At 61.7% G+C, this 15,897-nt stretch carries 14 protein-coding genes; 9 read left to right on the top strand and 5 right to left on the bottom strand.

The genetic code is table 11. The annotated features are described in order from the left end of the window. Positions 1 to 9 precede the first annotated feature (9 nt). The 3 genes from glmM to ACTQ1Z_RS04755 all read left to right on the top strand — a co-directional run bounded on the left by glmM (position 10) and on the right by ACTQ1Z_RS04755 (position 4,224). Positions 10 to 1,341 (top strand): phosphoglucosamine mutase, encoded by a 1,332-nt coding sequence (glmM, locus tag ACTQ1Z_RS04765; protein ID WP_441859144.1) that lies wholly within the window; start codon positions 10 to 12, stop codon positions 1,339 to 1,341. A gap of 81 nt (positions 1,342 to 1,422) precedes the next feature. Next, positions 1,423 to 2,229, top strand: a complete 807-nt coding sequence (locus ACTQ1Z_RS04760; protein ID WP_441859142.1) for an HAD family hydrolase — start codon at positions 1,423 to 1,425, stop codon at positions 2,227 to 2,229. A 492-nt stretch (positions 2,230 to 2,721) separates the two neighbouring features. Beyond that, positions 2,722 to 4,224 carry a PTS transporter subunit EIIC gene (locus ACTQ1Z_RS04755; RefSeq protein ID WP_441859140.1) on the top strand — a complete coding sequence of 501 codons (1,503 nt, stop codon included), beginning with the start codon at positions 2,722 to 2,724 and terminating at the stop codon, positions 4,222 to 4,224. Between the two features lie 323 nt (positions 4,225 to 4,547). Here the strand turns inward: ACTQ1Z_RS04755 and ACTQ1Z_RS04750 are convergent, their stop codons facing one another. The 3 genes from ACTQ1Z_RS04750 to ACTQ1Z_RS04740 form a co-directional block, all read right to left on the bottom strand. Further along, positions 4,548 to 5,045 (bottom strand): PTS sugar transporter subunit IIA, encoded by a 498-nt coding sequence (locus ACTQ1Z_RS04750; RefSeq protein WP_441859138.1) that lies wholly within the window; start codon positions 5,043 to 5,045, stop codon positions 4,548 to 4,550. Between the two features lie 229 nt (positions 5,046 to 5,274). Beyond that, positions 5,275 to 5,694: an RbsD/FucU family protein gene (locus tag ACTQ1Z_RS04745; protein WP_441859136.1), complete on the bottom strand. Its 420-nt coding sequence runs from the start codon at positions 5,692 to 5,694 to the stop codon at positions 5,275 to 5,277. 184 nt (positions 5,695 to 5,878) lie between these two features. Further along, on the bottom strand, positions 5,879 to 6,613 hold the full coding sequence (locus ACTQ1Z_RS04740) for a GntR family transcriptional regulator (RefSeq protein WP_320679999.1): 735 nt from the start codon (positions 6,611 to 6,613) through the stop codon (positions 5,879 to 5,881). Between the two features lie 200 nt (positions 6,614 to 6,813). Here ACTQ1Z_RS04740 and nagA point away from each other — a divergent pair, with 200 nt between their 5' ends. Beyond that, positions 6,814 to 7,998: an N-acetylglucosamine-6-phosphate deacetylase gene (nagA, locus tag ACTQ1Z_RS04735; protein ID WP_441859134.1), complete on the top strand. Its 1,185-nt coding sequence runs from the start codon at positions 6,814 to 6,816 to the stop codon at positions 7,996 to 7,998. Between the two features lie 273 nt (positions 7,999 to 8,271). Then, a complete protein-coding gene (locus ACTQ1Z_RS04730) occupies positions 8,272 to 8,673 on the top strand; it encodes a hypothetical protein (protein ID WP_441859132.1) in 402 nt (133 codons plus the stop codon). On the opposite strand, the gene ACTQ1Z_RS04725 is transcribed toward ACTQ1Z_RS04730, so the two are convergent. Then, positions 8,670 to 9,350: an AroM family protein gene (locus ACTQ1Z_RS04725; protein ID WP_441859130.1), complete on the bottom strand. Its 681-nt coding sequence runs from the start codon at positions 9,348 to 9,350 to the stop codon at positions 8,670 to 8,672. The genes ACTQ1Z_RS04730 and ACTQ1Z_RS04725 overlap by 4 nt on opposite strands. Before the next feature lie 99 nt (positions 9,351 to 9,449). Then, a complete protein-coding gene (locus ACTQ1Z_RS04720) occupies positions 9,450 to 10,388 on the bottom strand; it encodes a DUF1177 domain-containing protein (protein ID WP_441859128.1) in 939 nt (312 codons plus the stop codon). A gap of 145 nt (positions 10,389 to 10,533) precedes the next feature. Here ACTQ1Z_RS04720 and ACTQ1Z_RS04715 point away from each other — a divergent pair, with 145 nt between their 5' ends. The 4 genes from ACTQ1Z_RS04715 to ACTQ1Z_RS04700 all read left to right on the top strand — a co-directional run bounded on the left by ACTQ1Z_RS04715 (position 10,534) and on the right by ACTQ1Z_RS04700 (position 15,893). Next, entirely contained in the window at positions 10,534 to 11,949 is a 1,416-nt protein-coding gene (locus tag ACTQ1Z_RS04715) for an aminopeptidase C (protein ID WP_441859126.1), read from the top strand. A gap of 365 nt (positions 11,950 to 12,314) precedes the next feature. After that, positions 12,315 to 13,916 carry an ABC transporter substrate-binding protein gene (locus ACTQ1Z_RS04710; protein WP_320680121.1) on the top strand — a complete coding sequence of 534 codons (1,602 nt, stop codon included), beginning with the start codon at positions 12,315 to 12,317 and terminating at the stop codon, positions 13,914 to 13,916. 115 nt (positions 13,917 to 14,031) lie between these two features. After that, on the top strand, positions 14,032 to 14,988 hold the full coding sequence (locus ACTQ1Z_RS04705) for an ABC transporter permease (RefSeq protein ID WP_320680123.1): 957 nt from the start codon (positions 14,032 to 14,034) through the stop codon (positions 14,986 to 14,988). Then, complete coding sequence (locus ACTQ1Z_RS04700; RefSeq protein WP_320680124.1) at positions 14,988 to 15,893, top strand: ABC transporter permease; 906 nt, start codon at positions 14,988 to 14,990, stop codon at positions 15,891 to 15,893. Before ACTQ1Z_RS04705 ends, ACTQ1Z_RS04700 begins: the two co-directional genes overlap by 1 nt. Positions 15,894 to 15,897: the final 4 nt, after the last annotated feature.

The following is a 15,897-nucleotide window of genomic DNA, read 5'->3' as shown; positions in this document are numbered from 1 at the left end:
GAACAGACTATGAAGTACTTTGGCACTGACGGCTTCCGTGGCCGTGCTAACGAGGGCCTTACCGTTGACCATGCCTTTGCCATCGGCCGTTTCGTCGGTTGGTACTATGGCCTGCGCGAGGGCCGCAAGGCCAAGGTCGTTATCGGCAAGGACACGCGTCGTTCCAGCTACATGTTCGAGTATGCGCTTGGCGCTGGCCTCGTCGCTTCTGGCGCGGACGCCTACCTCCTCCACGTCACCACCACGCCTTCCGTGAGCTACGTCGTTCGTAGCGAGGATTTCGACTGCGGCATCATGATCACCGCCAGCCACAATCCCTATACGGACAACGGCATCAAGCTCATCAACTCCGGTGGCTACAAGATGGAGCCCGAGGTCCTCGAGATGGTCGAGGACTACATCGACGGCAGGACCGAGGTGCCTCTTGCCACTGGCGAGGACATCGGCCGCACGATCGACTACGTCGAGGGCCGCAACCGCTACATCGGCTTCCTCATCAGCTCCGCCAGCTTCTCCCTGCACGGTCTGCGCGTTGGCCTTGACTGCGCGAACGGCGCCTCCACGCCCATCGCCAAGGGTGTGTTCGATGCCCTGGGCGCCAAGACCTACGTCGTCTCCAACGAGCCCAACGGCTTTAACATCAACCGTGGCTGTGGCTCGACTCACATCGAGCAGCTTCAGAACCTCGTTGCCGAGAAGGGCCTCGACGTGGGCTTCGCCTATGATGGCGACGCGGACCGTTGCATCGCGGTCGACGAGCACGGCAACGTCGTCGACGGCGACCTCATCATGTACGCCTGTGGCACCTACATGGCCAAGAAGGGCCAGCTTGCGGATAACACCGTCGTCACCACGGTCATGAGCAACCTCGGCCTCTACAAGGCTTTCGAGCGCGCGGGCATTTCCTACGAGCAGACTGCCGTGGGCGACAAGTACGTTTCCGCCTGCATGAGCGAGCACGGCTACTCCCTCGGCGGCGAGCAGAGCGGCCACGTCATCTTCTCCAAGTACAGCGCTACGGGCGACGGCATCAACACGAGCCTGCGCATTCTCGAGGCTATGCTTGGCTCCAAGAAGACCCTCTCCGAGCTCACGGAGCCCGTCAAGATCTATCCGCAGCTTCTCAAGAACGTCGTCGTTGCGGACAAGAATGCCGTTATGGCGGACGAGCGCGTCAAGGCTGCCGTTGCCGGTGTCGAGACCGCCCTCGAGGGCGAGGGTCGCGCGCTGGTTCGTGCGAGTGGCACCGAGCCGATGGTGCGCGTCATGGTCGAAGCCGCGACGCTCGCCATCTGCGAGCAGTACGTCGACCAGGTGGTCAAGGTCATCGAGAGCCTCTAGGCTCGTGCGTCAATAGGACCGTATGGCCGGTGCGTTCCAGGGAGTGGAATGCGCCGGCCCTTTCTTTGAGGGGGTAGTTGAATGAGGCTCATTCTTGCAGATATCGACCGCACGATCATGCCCTTTGGCGATACCGTGGTGCCCGCCCGCGTGCGCGAGGCGTTTAGGGCCGCTGTTGAGGCGGGCTGTGCCGTGGGCCCCTGCAGCGGGCGCGGCCGCGATTGGATTAGCATCCTGTTTGACGGGGACGAGCCCTGCTACCAGACGAACATCGCCACGAACGGCCTGCAGGTGAGCTATGGTGGCGAGCTCGTGCTCGAGCGCCATATCCCCGCCGAGCTGGTCGCGCGCATGGCTGTCCTCACCGCCGAGGTGCCGCGTGCGGGTCTCGTCTGGTTTGATGGTGCTGCCCCGAAGGTCGTCGCGGGTGATATGGAGGACCTTAAGGTCGCGTTCCCGCGCTATGGGGCGTGCGGCGTCTTTGAGCCCTTGCCCGCGCATGACGTGGTCAAGGCGAACGCCTTCGTCGCGGGCGACGACGCGGCTACGCGCGAGCTCGCGGATTTTCTCACGAGGGAGATTCCGGAGCTTGACTTCGACGTGCCGCAACGAGGCTTCGTTAACATCATGCCTGCGGGTTGGAACAAGGGAACCGCGGTGCTTTGGCTCGCGGATTACCTGGGCGTGGCGTCACAGGACGTCTTCGTCTTCGGTGACGCGGAGAATGACCTCTCGATGCTGCGTGCGGTGGAGAACTCCGTTGCCGTGGCGAATGCCACGCCCGAGGCCGCCGCTGCCGCGCGTTGGCACATTGGCGCCTGCGAGGACTTCGCCGTCGCCGACGCCGTCAAGGCCCTCGCCTCCGGCGGCTTCCCCTTCACCGAGTAGCCGAAAGTTGACAAAGGGACTGTCCCTTTGTCAACTCGGCACCCACTGACCTGCAAGACCTGCAAAAGGGACTGTCCCTTTTGCAGGTTTTTTCTCACGTCCCCAGCTTGATATGTCAAGTGAGGTGCTACGGAGGAAGCTCGGGCGATTCGTTGGCGGCTGCGCCCAAATAATGCGAGAGTATTATCTGACAACTACAAAGAAGCAGGTAAACATATGCATAATCGGTAACTCACAGCCTGATATCGCCCTAATTGAGTGCAACCAAACGATTACCACTCAGCTAATAAAAAGATACCGTTCGGGAACGGAAACGGGCAATTTGGAAATTCTGTGATAGCTTAATATACGGAGTTGGAGGAAGAGAGGGACTCCCACTGCTCCTGTTCGTCTCCGCTTCTGGTTGGCTCGCGGAGGCCCAACTGATGAATCCGCGGGACGCGTACGTATTGTTTGGAAAGCAGTACAAATGAAAGATAGGAGGGATACCGAATGATGAAGTATCTCCAGAAGCTCGGCAAAGCGCTGATGCTTCCCGTCGCGGCGCTACCCGTCGCTGGCATCCTCATGGGCGTTGGCTATCTGCTCGCCCCCGGCGTCATGGGCGTTCCTGGCGCTGAGACCGCTGGTGCGGCCTACACCGTTGGTTTCCTGCTCGTCAAGGCGGGCGGCGCTCTTATCGACAACATGGCCTGGCTCTTCGCCATCGGCGCTGCCGTTGGCCTTGCCGACGATCACGACGGCACCGCTGGCCTCGCTGGCCTCGTTGCCTTCCTGATGATCCAGCAGCTCCTCAACCCGGCTGTCGTCGGTACCGTTCGCGGCATGGACGCCGACGCTCAGGCTGCCTGGCTCCTCACCGCCGAGGGCATCGCCTTCTCCAAGATCGCTGGCAACTGCTTCATCGGCATCCTCTCCGCCGTCATCGGTGGCACCATGTACAACAAGTTCAAGGACACCCGTCTCCCGGATTGGCTGGCCTTCTTCTCCGGCAAGCGCTGCGTCGCCATCATGACCGCGCTCGTCTCCATCCTCACCTCTGTTGTCCTGCTCTTCGTGTGGCCCATCATCTTTGACGGCCTCGTCGCGCTTGGCAACGGCGTCGCCGCTATGGGTGGCATCGGCGCTGGCATCTACGCCTTCCTGAACCGCCTCCTCATCCCGACCGGCCTGCACCACGCCCTCAACAACGTCTTCTGGTTCGACACCATCGGCCTCGGCGACCTGTCCCACTTCTGGGCCGGCGACGTCATGGGCCAGAACGGCGCCAACTGGAGCGTCGGCATGTACATGTCCGGCTTCTTCCCCTGCATGATGTTCGGCATCCCGGGCGCTGCCCTCGCCATGGTCAAGACCGCCAAGGACAAGAAGGCCGCCATCGGTCTGGTCCTCTCCGCCGCCATCTGCGCCTTTGTCTGCGGCGTCACCGAGCCGTTCGAGTTCGGCTTCATGTTCCTCTGCTTCCCGCTCTATGTCGTGTACGCCGCCCTGTACGGCATCTTCACGATCGTCGTCTACTACGTGAACTTCCGTGCGGGCTTCTGCTTCTCCGCTGGTGCGACTGACCTGCTCTTCTCCGCGAGCCTGCCCGCCGCTTCCAACAACTGGATGATCATCCCGCTGGGCATCGCCGCCTTCGTGGTCTTCTATGCGGTCTTCTACTTCGCTATCACGAAGTTCGACCTCAAGACCCCTGGCCGCGAGGATGTTTCCGAGGATGAGGCCAGCGTTGCTTCCGCTACCTCTGGCGACGATAAGTTCGCTGCCATCGCCGCTGGTGTCCTGGCTGCCGTGGGCGGCAAGGAGAACGTCAAGAACGTTGACTTCTGCGCCACGCGCCTCCGCTTCGAGGTCGCTGACTCCGCCAAGGTCGACGAGGCCGCCTGCAAGAAGGCCGGTGCCGTGGGCGTCATGATTCCTTCCAAGGAGTCCGCTCAGGTCATCATCGGCACGCAGGTCCAGGCCGTCTGCGACGAGCTCCAGAAGCTCATCTAAGACTGGTACCTGAAGCCGGAAGGCTGAAGTAACAGCATGAAGGGCCGTTCCCACTCCGCGGGGAACGGCCCTTTTCTTGTGCGTGCACGCTGCGGTCAAGTGATGTTTGCGCACCTGGTGCTGCGGCTCGGGCGCATGGTTGCCGCGCGAGTGGCGTGTCGTGTCACAACCGCGCGAGGATGCGGCCCCACCACAACCGGCAGACCGTTGCCGACAATCCGCCTCTCTAGACACAAAACGAGGGCCCGCCGGCATCGAGCCGACGGATCCTCTGTACGAGCCAACGTGCTTTGCGCGGGAGCACGCCCGCAGAATCGCGGAAGCTACTTCGTGACGCTCACCACGACATCGCCAACCTTGACGGTGCAGTTGGCGACGGGGGCGACCTCGGCGCACTCGGCGGTGTTGGTGATGATGACGAAGGTGGTGTCAGGGTGGCCCGCCTCGGCGACCTTCTCGCGCGAGAAGGTGAGGAGCTCCTGACCGCAGGTGACGGAGTCGCCCTGGGCAACCTTGACTTCGAAGCCATCGCCCTTCATCTCGACGGTATCGATGCCCACGTGAACCATGACCTCAACGCCGTTATCGGCGATGATGCCCACGGCGTGTGGCATGACGACGGAGACCTTGCCGGAGATGGGGGAGATGACGGTCGAGCTCGTGGGATTGATGGCACAGCCCTTGCCCATCATCTCGCTTCCAAAGACGGGCTCGTTAGTCTCGGAAAGCTGGACGAGCTCACCGTCGACGGGAGCGAGAATCTCGGTGACGTTGCTGACCGGCTTGTCCTCGGTCTTCTTGAAGCGGTCGAACAGTCCCATAGTGTCTCCGTTCGCTGGGGGGAGTAAACATATACTTGATATTATAAGTTGGAAGCATGAGATCATTGCGCTTGCGTCGGCATGCGGTATGATTCATCAGTTAACTGAAACGGGAAGGCAAGCGACTGGACTTGCCTTCCCGTTCTGCGTCAAATCGTGTGTGAAAATGCGCCAGAGCCCCGCCAAGCTTGAATTCCGGCTTGGATGGCGAAGGCACTATCTTAGCCGTCTACTTAACGACGCCCTTGCGGAGAAGGATGTTCGCGTAGGTAGCCTCCTCAGAGGTGGCCACGATGGCGTAGGTCTTGCGGGCGCGCTCGATGAAGGCGTCATGCTCCATGTGGGAGATCTTCACGTCACCGGCGTGCTTCTTGATGATCTCGCGGTAGGTGGCCCAAATGGGAGGCTCCTTCGGAGTGGGCGATTCCATCATCGCGACGGGAGACTCGACGTAATCATCGAGCGGCATGAGCGTGAGGATGGAGTCGAGCAGCTCGGGTACGCCGAGGCCGATGCAGCGGACGAGCAGGTTGCCGCTCGAGGTGGCGGGATAGTTACCGTCCGACAGGACGATCTCGTCGCCGTGGCCCATCTCCATCAGGACCTTCAACAGGTCGGGTGAGACGTTCTTGGGGATTCCGTTGAGCATGGGTTGTCCCTTCTGCCGCGCGAGCGGCATGTCCGTTGGTTGGCCGTCAATTGGCAGCTGGTTTAGTTGTAACCACTTTGGACGGGGCCTACGCCAACGCTTCGGTGGACGCGCGCGATGGTTCGCGGGCGCGGGCGCGGGCGCGGGCGCGGCCGTGGGCTCGGGTGCAGGGGCGAGGGGCGCCCTAGTCGAGCACGCTACGGGCGCCAGAGCGATCGAGCGAGGAGAACTTCAGCTTGAAGTAATCCCAGCGCACATAGGAGAGCGCGTCCTCGACAACCTCGCCCGTGGCGAGCGTCGTGATCTTGTGCTCGCGAACGACGGGCGTGTCACCCTCGAGCTTGAGCGCCTCTGCCACCTCGAGCGGTGCGGGGAAGATGATGTCATCCACCTCGACCGCGGCCTCGTCATTGAGCGAGATGCCGAAGTCCTCGCGGACCTTGCGGTAAATGGAGGAATACTCCTGCGGTTCCGCATTCTCCTTGATGAGGCGGCTCGCGATGTAGCTGCGCTGATAGACGATGGGGATTCCCTCGCAGCTACGGATGCGCATGATGCGCTGGTAGCCCTCCGTGGGACCGAGGCGCATGGAACGGCGGACCTCCGGGTCACCGCCGCGCTCGAATGACAGGACCTCGACGGTCTCTCGCTCGGTGTAACCCTTCCACGGCTCCATGTCCGTGAGCTCGACGAGGCGACGCTTGCGCGTGCGCGAGACGAACGTGCCCTTGCCCTGGCTGCGCACGAGGTAGCCCATGTTCACGAGTTCGCGGATGGCACGGACGATGGTGATAGAGCTCACGCCGTAGCGTTCGATGAGCTCGGACTCGCTGTAGAAGCGTTGGCCGTTCTCGAACTTTTTGCTCTCAATCTCCTTGCGGAGGTCTTCCTTGATGAGCTCGTACTTGGGTGTACGCATGTCTCACCTGCCGTGGGGCCCAGCCTGTCGCAAAAGGCTGCCGTTTGCCGGGAAAATAGGATAAAAGCCGTGCTAGTGAATTACTATACTAAGTATATGACAGGCGTGAACAACAACTTAATCCCTCATCGTTGAACGGCTGCCAAATATCGTTTATCCATAGCTCTGCTCTGCGCGTTTCCGCGTGAGAAGGGATTGCAATGGCTTCGTATCTTATCAAAGCTGACAAGTTCTTCCTGCCCGGTGGAGTTGCCCTGGGCGGTTACCTCAAGGTCGTTGACGGCAAGTTTGGCACGTGGACCCCTGCTGCTCCCGAGGGCGTCGAGATTCGTGACTTCACGGGTAGGTGGATCGCTCCCGGCATGGTCGACACGCACATCCACGGTTTCTTCGGCCACGCCACTATTGACGTCGATGCCGAGGGCATGGTCGAGGCGAGCGAGAACCTCGCGAAGTTTGGCACGACGAGTTGGCTGCCCACCACCTTTACCGATGGCGTCGAGCATATCGGCGAGTGCTGTGCGGCGATTGCCGAGGCCGCTAAGTCTTGCCAACCTGGCTCTGGCCGTGCCCACATGCAGGGTATCTACCTCGAGGGCCCGTTCTTCACGATGAAGCACGTGGGTGCCCAGAATCCGGCTTTTCTCGTCGATCCCAGCTATGAGGTCTTCTGTGGCTGGCAGGAGCGCGCCGGTGGCATGATCCGCAAGAGCGCGCTCGCTCCCGAGAGGGACGGTTCCGTCGACTACATCGCTGCGCTCGATGCCGAGGGCGTCGTGACCTGCATCGGCCACACGGACGCCACCTACTACGAGGCCCTTGCTGCCGTGAACGCTGGTGCGACCTGCTTCGTCCACACCTACAACGGCCAGCGCGGCCTTCACCATCGCGATCCGGGCGTGGTGGGCTGCGCCATGTCGACGCCTGAGACCTATGCGGAGATCATCTGCGATGGCAAGCACGTGCGCACTGCCGCAATCGAGTCCCTGCTTCGCGCCAAGGGCTGGCAGCATACGGTGCTTATCACGGATTGCTTGGGCTGCGGTGGCCTTCCCGAGGGCAACTATATGAGCGGCGGCATGCCTGTCGTCCTCGCCGATGGCCTGTGTTACCTGCGTAATGAGGACGGCACGAGGGGCAACATCGCCGGTTCTGTGCTCACGCTCGCCAAGGGCGTGAAGAACATCGTGGATTGGGGCCTTGCGAGCGCTGACGAGGCGATTCGCATGGCGACGGAGGTCCCGGCTCGCTCCGCGCGCATCGATGACGTCTGCGGTTCGATCAAGCCTGGCCGCGACGCGGATTTCGTGGTCTTTGACCACGAGCTCAACCTGTGCGAGACGTTCCTCGCGGGCGAGTCCGTGGGAGCCCCGATCGAGTATTAGCGGCGGCGCGGTAGCGCGGACGCGGGCGGCAGCGGCGGTGCGGACGCGGGCGGCAGCGGCGGTGCGGACGCGGGTAGCGGCGCGGATGCGGACGGCAGCCTGGAGACTGACTGCTGCCTCGCTGGCAGCACCCGTATCAATGTGGCTGTGATAACACGCGTGTGCCGCTTCTGGAAACAGTGCGTAACGAAACCTCCTGCGGGGCGCGTTGCGTGCTTTGATGGGACGAACTAATCGCCCGTCAGGCACGTGCTGCCCCGCAGGAGGTTCTTCATGGTTGGATTCGTCCTCACTGGTCACGGAGAGTTCGCGCCTGGTCTCGCGAACGCCCTTGACCTCTTCGCCGGTCCCCAGGAGAACTTTGACGTCGTGCCGTTTGACGTGAGGCGTGCCGGCGAGTATCCGCACCTCATCAGCGCCGCCATCGCCACTATGCGCGAGCATACCGACGGCGTCCTCGTCATGTGCGATCTTATCGGCGGCACGCCGTACTACCAGTCGATGACGGCGTCCGCCATGATGCCGGACGTGCGCGTCGTTGCCGGCGCAAATCTCCCGATGGTCATCGAGACGGTCTTCACTCGCAACGCGGATACGGCTGCCACAACAGATTCGCTCGCGACCGTAGCACTCGATGCCGGAAAGAGCGGCGTGGAGAGTCGCTTGATCTCCTAGCCCAGCAGCTCGGACACCACGCTCGCGACGAGCGTGCGGGGAAGCAGCACGTCGAGGCCGCTCGCACGGCGCGCCGCGTCGCGCATGGCGAGCGTGAAGCCCATGCAGTCGAGGCAGAGGAACGCGTCGTCTGCGCCCTTGAGCGTGGCCGCGGCGCGCGTGACGCCGTCGATGCCCTGATAGGGGCTTGCGGAGACGATGTCGACCTCGACGCCGCTCATGCTCCACCACTCACGCGCCTGCTCGATCTGCGACGGATCGGGCACCATGACGGCGACGCGGCGACCGCCGGCGAGCGCGCGGGCGTTCGAGTGCAGGAGAGGCTGCGGGAAGATGAGGGGAACCGTGTGACGGAGCTCCGGGAAGGAACCGGTGCAGAGCACGATAATGGCGCGGCAGCCGTCCGCCTCGGCCTGATCGATCTTTGCCTGGACGAGGGGGACGACCTTGTCTCCCGAGAAGGTGGCCTGGCGACCGTCGCTCATGCGCGAGACGAGGACCTCCTCGCCGGGTTCGGGCTTAAGCTCGCTCTCGACCTGCTCGAGTGTCATGCGGTCAAGCGCGCCGTACTCGACGAGCTCGAGGTTGTCCGCAAGACGCTGGACGAGGTCACAGGTCATGTCCGTGCGGGGACTCTGGCCCACCGTGATACCTGCGATACGCGTATGACGTGCCATGATGCCTCCAAGAGAGTGATTGCCGAGATAGATTCGGGCTCGGCACATGGAAAGGCCCGCCGACGCTGGGTCGACGGGCCAAGTGATGCGTATGCCTGACTACTCGGACTTGCCGGGGGTCTGGAAGTGGCTCATATCGCCGTAGAGCTTCTGGAGACGGTCGAACTGCTCCTCGTCATAGAACTTGCAGGCGCCGGGGCCAAAGACCTTGGCGACCTCGACGGCGAAGCGGGCGGCCTCCTCCACGTCGGTGCCGTGGGTGGCGCCGGTGGCGCAGCCAGCGACCATCTGCTCGGTCGCGATGGCCACGCCCACGACGGGGGCGCTGGTGGCGGTGGCGGGCTGCAGGATGCTGTTCAGGTGGTAGAGGTCATTGCCGTAGGGCGTGATGTCCTGCTGGGAGAGGGCGAAGACCTCGGGCATCTTGCCGGTAACGCGCGTCATGACGTCCATGAGGTCGTTGGAGACGGACAGGATGTAGCCCTGCATGACCGTCGGCGAGATGGCGATGCCGTTGAGGTTGATGATGCGGTTGCCCTTGGTGGTGTCGATGGAGATGATGGCGTCCATGCGCTCGTCGACCTCCATGCGGTTCATGGTCGCCATGTCGATCGGGGAGTCCATGAAGGGAACCGGCTCGTGCGGGAGCGTCGGGGCGTCCGGGCAGATGTGGGTGGCAACGATGACGTCGCCCTCGAGGACGTCGCCGTTCTCGTGCATCTCGGCGAGCTTGAGGGCGGCGGTGAGGGCGGCGACGGCACCGTCGCCGTCGGACACGGCGCCAATCATCTCGGGACGGGCGCCCAGGCCGCCGAGGCGGCCGACGATGCCGAGCGTGGGGGCGGTGCCGCCGCAGGACTTGCCGTTGGAACCGGGGATGAGGATCTTGATGCAGTCAGTGCCACCACGGTCGCCGCTGACGCGCTCGACGGTCACCTCGGTGATGCCGTGGCTGCGGATGAGCGCGGCGCACTCCTCACCGGAGGCCTGGGGCTTGTCGATGAGGTCATAGATGTCGAGCATCTGACGAAGAAGCATGGATGGTCGCCTTTCCTTAGAGGTTGTTCGCAACGCTCACCATCATACGGCAATAAACGCCTCACGTGTGCAAGCGCTATGCTAGTCAACCGATAAAGGGCAGGGGCGTTCGCATCGTGCGGCGTCTTCATACAAGGGAGGATGCATGGGAACCGAGGAGCTCGACTTCTCTACCGTCAACGAACTCACGAATAATTTCGCGAGCGTGCGTGCCAACCGCGTGGCGCGCAACTCCGTTACCGCGCTCGGCGTGGTCGAGGCCAGCGTCGACCGCAGGCAGGCGCGCAACTACCAGGACACCTTTGGCGTGTCGCTCAAGGCCGCCAAGACCGTGACCGGCCAGCGTCACTCGGGCCGCTGCTGGATGTTCTCGACGCTCAACGTCCTGCGCTCCAAGGTCCTCGCCAACCTCGATATCGATGACTTTGAGTTCTCCCAGAACTACGTGCAGTTCTATGACAAGCTCGAGCGTTGCAACTCCCGTCTCGAGTACATGATCGACACCGCGGACCAGCCTTGGAACGACCGCGAGGTCACCCAGCTCATGCTCACCCCGGTCGATGACGGTGGCCAGTTCGTCTTCTGCTGCAACATCGTGAAGAAGTGGGGTGCCATCCCCAAGGCCCTCATGCCGGACACCGCCTGCAACAAGGACACCGCGCAGATGAACGCCCTGCTCACGACCCTCCTTCGCAAGGATGCCACGATCCTGCGCAAGATGGCGGCGGATGGCGCCGGTGTCGAGGAGCTTCGCGCCAAGAAGCAGGAGATGCTGCCCGAGTTCCACCAGATCCTTTGTTGCTGCCTGGGCGAGCCGCCCGTGACCTTCGATCTCGCGATTGAGGTGGGCGAGGGTGCCGACGTCGACGCCTCCAAGGTCGAGGATGTCGTCTCCGCCAACGGCGGTGAGCCGCGACGCGTCCTGCGCGACGCCGGCATCACCCCGGTCGAGTTTGTCGAGCGCTACGTGAAGCTTGACCTCTCGCAGTACGTCGAGCTCGTCAACTTCCCGGGCGAGACCCGTCCCTACGAGCACGCCTATGGCATCCGCTACTTCGATCCGGTCATCGGCGGCCAGCGCCTCCGCTTCCTCAACATGCCGATGGAGGATCTCGAGAACGCTGCCGTCGAGTCGCTCAAGGCTGGCGTCCCCGCCTTCATGATGTGCGCCGTCAACAAGAACCTCATGCGCAAGGACGAGGACTTCTCCGGCGTGCTCGCGCTCGATGGCATGGACCTCGACGGCACCTTTGGCGTCGACCTCTCCCAGACCAAGGCCGAGATGATCGATGACCGCGAGTGTGGCATGACGCACTGCATGGCCTTCCAGGGCGTTGAGCTGGGCGAGGATGGCAAGCCCGTGGCTTGGCGTGTCGAGAACAGCTGGGGCGACGACTTCGGCTTTGACGGCTACCTCGTCATGGACGCGGACTGGTTCCGCCTCTATGGCGGTGACGTCGTGGTGGAGCGCCGCTTCCTGCCGCAGCGCATCCTCGACCTCTGGGATACCCTGCCGCTCGAGGACGTTGCCTATTGGGATAACATGCTCGCGATCGGCTAGGGGCTTCAGGGCGGGAATCCCCAAGGGCGACGTCGCCTCTAAGAGCCTTATTCACATATGCGTGATGAAATGCCCGCAGGCGGTGAAACAGCGGTTTGCCGTCTGCGGCTTTTTTATAGCCGTTCACACGAAAATGTACACTAATTAGAGACAATCATAAGGTAAAATAAAAACTTAATGTTTTATCCAAAAGCAGTCCAGTATTTCGCTTGAGTAAACCATCGCGTATCGCTAGCTCAATGTGATGCCGTTTCAGATATCTTTTATGAAGCGAATTGCATGGCTGGAAAGGATTTTGCAGTTTCCAGGCATATCCGCGTTTTTCAAGAGGGCGTTAGCGTCCTGACACCAAAATGGGAGGAACCATGTCTAACCTTAAGATTTCTCGTCGTTCGTTCGTCGGTGGCGCGTCCATCGTTGCGGCGGCAATGGCGGGCGCCGCGCTCTCCGGCTGCAGCTCTGATGGCGGCTCGACTTCCGGTGGCGCTGGCGCCGAGGGTGGCACGCTCGTCATCAGCCTGCCTTCCTCGCCCAAGTACCTCGATCCCGTCAAGTACACGGGCGCCTATGAGGCCGCTATCATCTGGGACGTCTGCGACAACCTCGTCGACTACAACATCGACCTCACCGAGATCGTTCCCCAGCTCGCCACTGAGTGGAAGATCTCTGACGACGGCCTCACCTACACCTTCACCATCCGCGATGACGCCAAGTTCCAGCCTGGCCAGTATCAGGAGGGTCGCGCCGTCGTCGCCGAGGACGTCAAGTACTCCCTCGAGCGCTCTGCGACTGAGTCCTCGATGAACCGCCTTGACATGCTCGACCACTGCAACGTCGTTGACGATCACACGGTCGAGTGTGTGCTGAAGGCCCCCAACGCCTCGTTCCTCACCGCTCTTACGGATGCCGGCAACGTCATCGTCCCGAAGGAAGAGGTCGAGGGCTGGGGTGACGCCTTCGGCGACCACCTCGTGGGCTCTGGTCCGTTCAAGCTCGACCAGTTCGTGAAGGATCAGCAGAGCGACCTGTCTCGCTCCGATAACTACTGGGGTGATAAGCCGAACCTCGACGGCGTCACCATCAAGGTCGTTACCGACATGACCCAGGCTGCCAACGGCCTGTCCACGGGCGAGATCGACATCGCAACCTCTCTCACGGGCGAGTCCATTCAGACCATCAAGAACAACGACCAGCTCATCATGGATCAGAAGCAGGCGCTTCACGTTGCCTACGTCTACATGAACCAGGTCAACGGCCCCACCGCTGACCAGAAGGTCCGCAAGGCCATCCTCATGGCCATCAACCGTGACGATCTTGTCAAGGGCGTCTACCCCTACGGCGAGGCTGAGACCGCCGTCCTGCCCCTGCCCAAGGGCTCTTGGGGCTATGACGAGTCCGTCGAGGCTGACGTCCCGGCCTATGATCCCGAGGGCGCCAAGAAGCTCCTCGCCGAGGCTGGCTACCCCGATGGCCTCTCCCTCAACATGTACATCTCCAATACCGAGGCTCGCGTGAAGATGGCCACCATCCTCCAGCAGTCCCTCAAGGAGAACCTGAACATCGACCTCACCATCAACCCGAGCGACTGGGGCACCTTCAGCGCCGCCGCCTCCGCCGGCAAGGCTGACCTCTACGGCATGAGCTGGACCTGGTACCCGGACCCCTACTTCTTCCTCAACAAGCTGTTCAGCTCTTCTGAGGTTGGCGCTCTTGGTAATGGTGCTGGCTTCAGCCACTCCGAGGTCGACGAGCTGCTCGACAAGGCCCTCGAGGTCACGGATCAGGACGAGCGCGCCAAGTACTACAAGGAGGCCCTGAAGAAGATCGTCTCCTATGACCCGATGCTCGTCTATGGCTCCGAGTACGTGAACACCGGCCTTACCAAGAAGGTCGAGGGCTTCCAGAGCCGCGCCGACAACAAGACGACCATCGTCTCCAGCGAGATTAACCTCTCCAAGACGGCGTAACTAGAGTTTTTCATTCAGTTAAGAATGATGGGGGCATGGCCCAGAGCCGTGCCCCCATCACATGGTTACGCGGGCACAAGTTCCCGCCAGACTCCGCTCAGGGGGTGTTGCAAAGGTGGCAAAGACAATCCTCAAGAGGATTCTCCAGACGATTCCGGTTCTGTTCGTAGTCGTCACCATCACCTTCGTCCTCACGCGCATGATTCCGGGCGATCCAGCGGCGCAGATGCTGGGTCCGCAGGCGTCACCCGATGCGATTGCGACGATGAGAGTAAAGATGGGCCTCGATGAGCCCATGCTTACGCAGTACATCAACTATTTGGTTGGTATCCTGCACGGTGATTTCGGCTATTCGTACTCCTACAGTGGCCCCGTCATGCCCATCATCCTGAGCAGGCTTCCCTCCACGCTTTCGATCACCCTTACGGGCCTCGTGCTCGCGCTTCTCGTCGGCGTGCCTATTGGCGTCGTGTCCGCCGTGAAGCAGAACACCATCTTTGACTACGTCTTCATGGTGCTCGCCCTCGTTGGCGTGTCTATGCCTATTTTCTGGCTGGGCCTCATGCTCGTCCTCACCTTCTCGGTGAATCTTGGTTGGCTCCCCGCCATGGGCATGGGCGCGATGTCGAAGGGCGTCTGGGACGTCATTAGCCACATGATCCTGCCGTGCTTCTGCCTGGCGACGATCCCCGCGGCGACGTTCGCCCGCATCACGCGCTCCAGCATGCTCGAGACGATCAACGGCGAATACATCAAGGCCCTCCGCGCCCGCGGCATTAAGGAGTCCAAGATCATCTGGAAGCACGCTTTCAAGAACGCGCTCCCGCCCATCGTGACCGTCTTGGGTCTTCAGCTCGCCAGTGCCTTCGCCGGCGCCATCCTGACGGAGACCATCTTCTCCTGGCCTGGCCTTGGCACGCTCATCGTCAATGCCGTCAACGGCCGTGACTACTCGCTCATTCAGGGCGTGGTTCTGTTCTCCGCCGTCGTTTTCGTCTTCGTTAACCTCGTTGTTGACATCGTCTACATGGTCATCAACCCCAAGGTCAATTATGAGGGGGGTAGCAACTAATGGCAGATAACGCTACTGGCGCTAGCCTTTCTGACGAGGCAACGCTCAAGATGCTCGAGCGCGAGCGTAAGGCGAATAACGCCTGGCACAAACTCGCTCGTAACAAGATGGCGCTCGTGGGCCTTGCGATTGTCGTCGTGATGGTGATTCTCGCCATCTTTGCGCCTCTGCTTGCTCCGTGTGACCCCAACGCCACGGATACCAGCAACATGTTTGCCGCTCCCGGAGTGGGAGGCCACCTGTTTGGCACTGACGCCTATGGCCGCGACCTTCTCTCCCGCGTGATCTATGGCGCGCGCATCTCGATCTTCATCGCCATCGGCGGAACCATCCTCGGTGCCATCGTCGGCATCCTGCTTGGCCTCGTCGCTGGCTTCTTCGGCGGCATCGTTGACTCTGTGATCATGCGCATCATGGACGGCATGATGGCGTTCCCGTTCATCCTGCTCTCCCTTATCCTCATGACCATCCTCGGTCAGGGCACCATCAATGTGATCATCGCGATTGGCGTTGCCAACGTGCCTAACTTCGCTCGTGTCGTGCGCGGTCAGGTCCATGTCGTGAAGAACGAAGAGTACTGCAACGCCGAGCGCGTCATTGGCGCCAGCCCCTCTCGCATCCTCTTCAAGCACATCTTCGCCAATGCCATGAGCCCGGTCATCGTCTACTTCACGCTCAACATCGCCAGCGCGATCATCTCTGAGGCCGCGCTTTCCTTCCTCGGTCTTGGCATCCAGCCGCCCACCGCTTCTTGGGGCTCGATTCTTTCCGAGGGTAAGAGCTGCCTGCAGGGTGCTCCTCACATCGCCACGATTTCTGGCATGTTCATTCTCGTCACCGTTCTCGGCTTCAACCTGTTTGGTGACGGTATTCGTGACGTTCTCGACCCGAAGCAGAAGAGGTAGGCCC

The organism is Parolsenella sp. LCP21S3_E11, assembly GCF_052118165.1.
Taxonomy (GTDB): domain Bacteria; phylum Actinomycetota; class Coriobacteriia; order Coriobacteriales; family Atopobiaceae; genus Parolsenella.
The sequence above is the reverse complement of the archived record's forward strand: the minus strand, read 5'-3'. Positions and strand labels throughout refer to the sequence as shown.

Coding starts and splice junctions, on each gene's coding strand:
- glmM (WP_441859144.1), top strand. CDS start 10: ATGAAGTACTTTGGCACTGACGGCTTCCGTGGCCGTGCTAACGAGGGC.
- ACTQ1Z_RS04720 (WP_441859128.1), bottom strand. CDS start 10,388: ATGCTTCTTCGTCAGATGCTCGACATCTATGACCTCATCGACAAGCCC.
- nagA (WP_441859134.1), top strand. CDS start 6,814: ATGGCTTCGTATCTTATCAAAGCTGACAAGTTCTTCCTGCCCGGTGGA.
- ACTQ1Z_RS04715 (WP_441859126.1), top strand. CDS start 10,534: ATGGGAACCGAGGAGCTCGACTTCTCTACCGTCAACGAACTCACGAAT.
- ACTQ1Z_RS04755 (WP_441859140.1), top strand. CDS start 2,722: ATGATGAAGTATCTCCAGAAGCTCGGCAAAGCGCTGATGCTTCCCGTC.
- ACTQ1Z_RS04730 (WP_441859132.1), top strand. CDS start 8,272: ATGGTTGGATTCGTCCTCACTGGTCACGGAGAGTTCGCGCCTGGTCTC.
- ACTQ1Z_RS04710 (WP_320680121.1), top strand. CDS start 12,315: ATGTCTAACCTTAAGATTTCTCGTCGTTCGTTCGTCGGTGGCGCGTCC.
- ACTQ1Z_RS04740 (WP_320679999.1), bottom strand. CDS start 6,613: ATGCGTACACCCAAGTACGAGCTCATCAAGGAAGACCTCCGCAAGGAG.
- ACTQ1Z_RS04745 (WP_441859136.1), bottom strand. CDS start 5,694: ATGCTCAACGGAATCCCCAAGAACGTCTCACCCGACCTGTTGAAGGTC.
- ACTQ1Z_RS04750 (WP_441859138.1), bottom strand. CDS start 5,045: ATGGGACTGTTCGACCGCTTCAAGAAGACCGAGGACAAGCCGGTCAGC.
- ACTQ1Z_RS04725 (WP_441859130.1), bottom strand. CDS start 9,350: ATGGCACGTCATACGCGTATCGCAGGTATCACGGTGGGCCAGAGTCCC.
- ACTQ1Z_RS04760 (WP_441859142.1), top strand. CDS start 1,423: ATGAGGCTCATTCTTGCAGATATCGACCGCACGATCATGCCCTTTGGC.
- ACTQ1Z_RS04700 (WP_320680124.1), top strand. CDS start 14,988: ATGGCAGATAACGCTACTGGCGCTAGCCTTTCTGACGAGGCAACGCTC.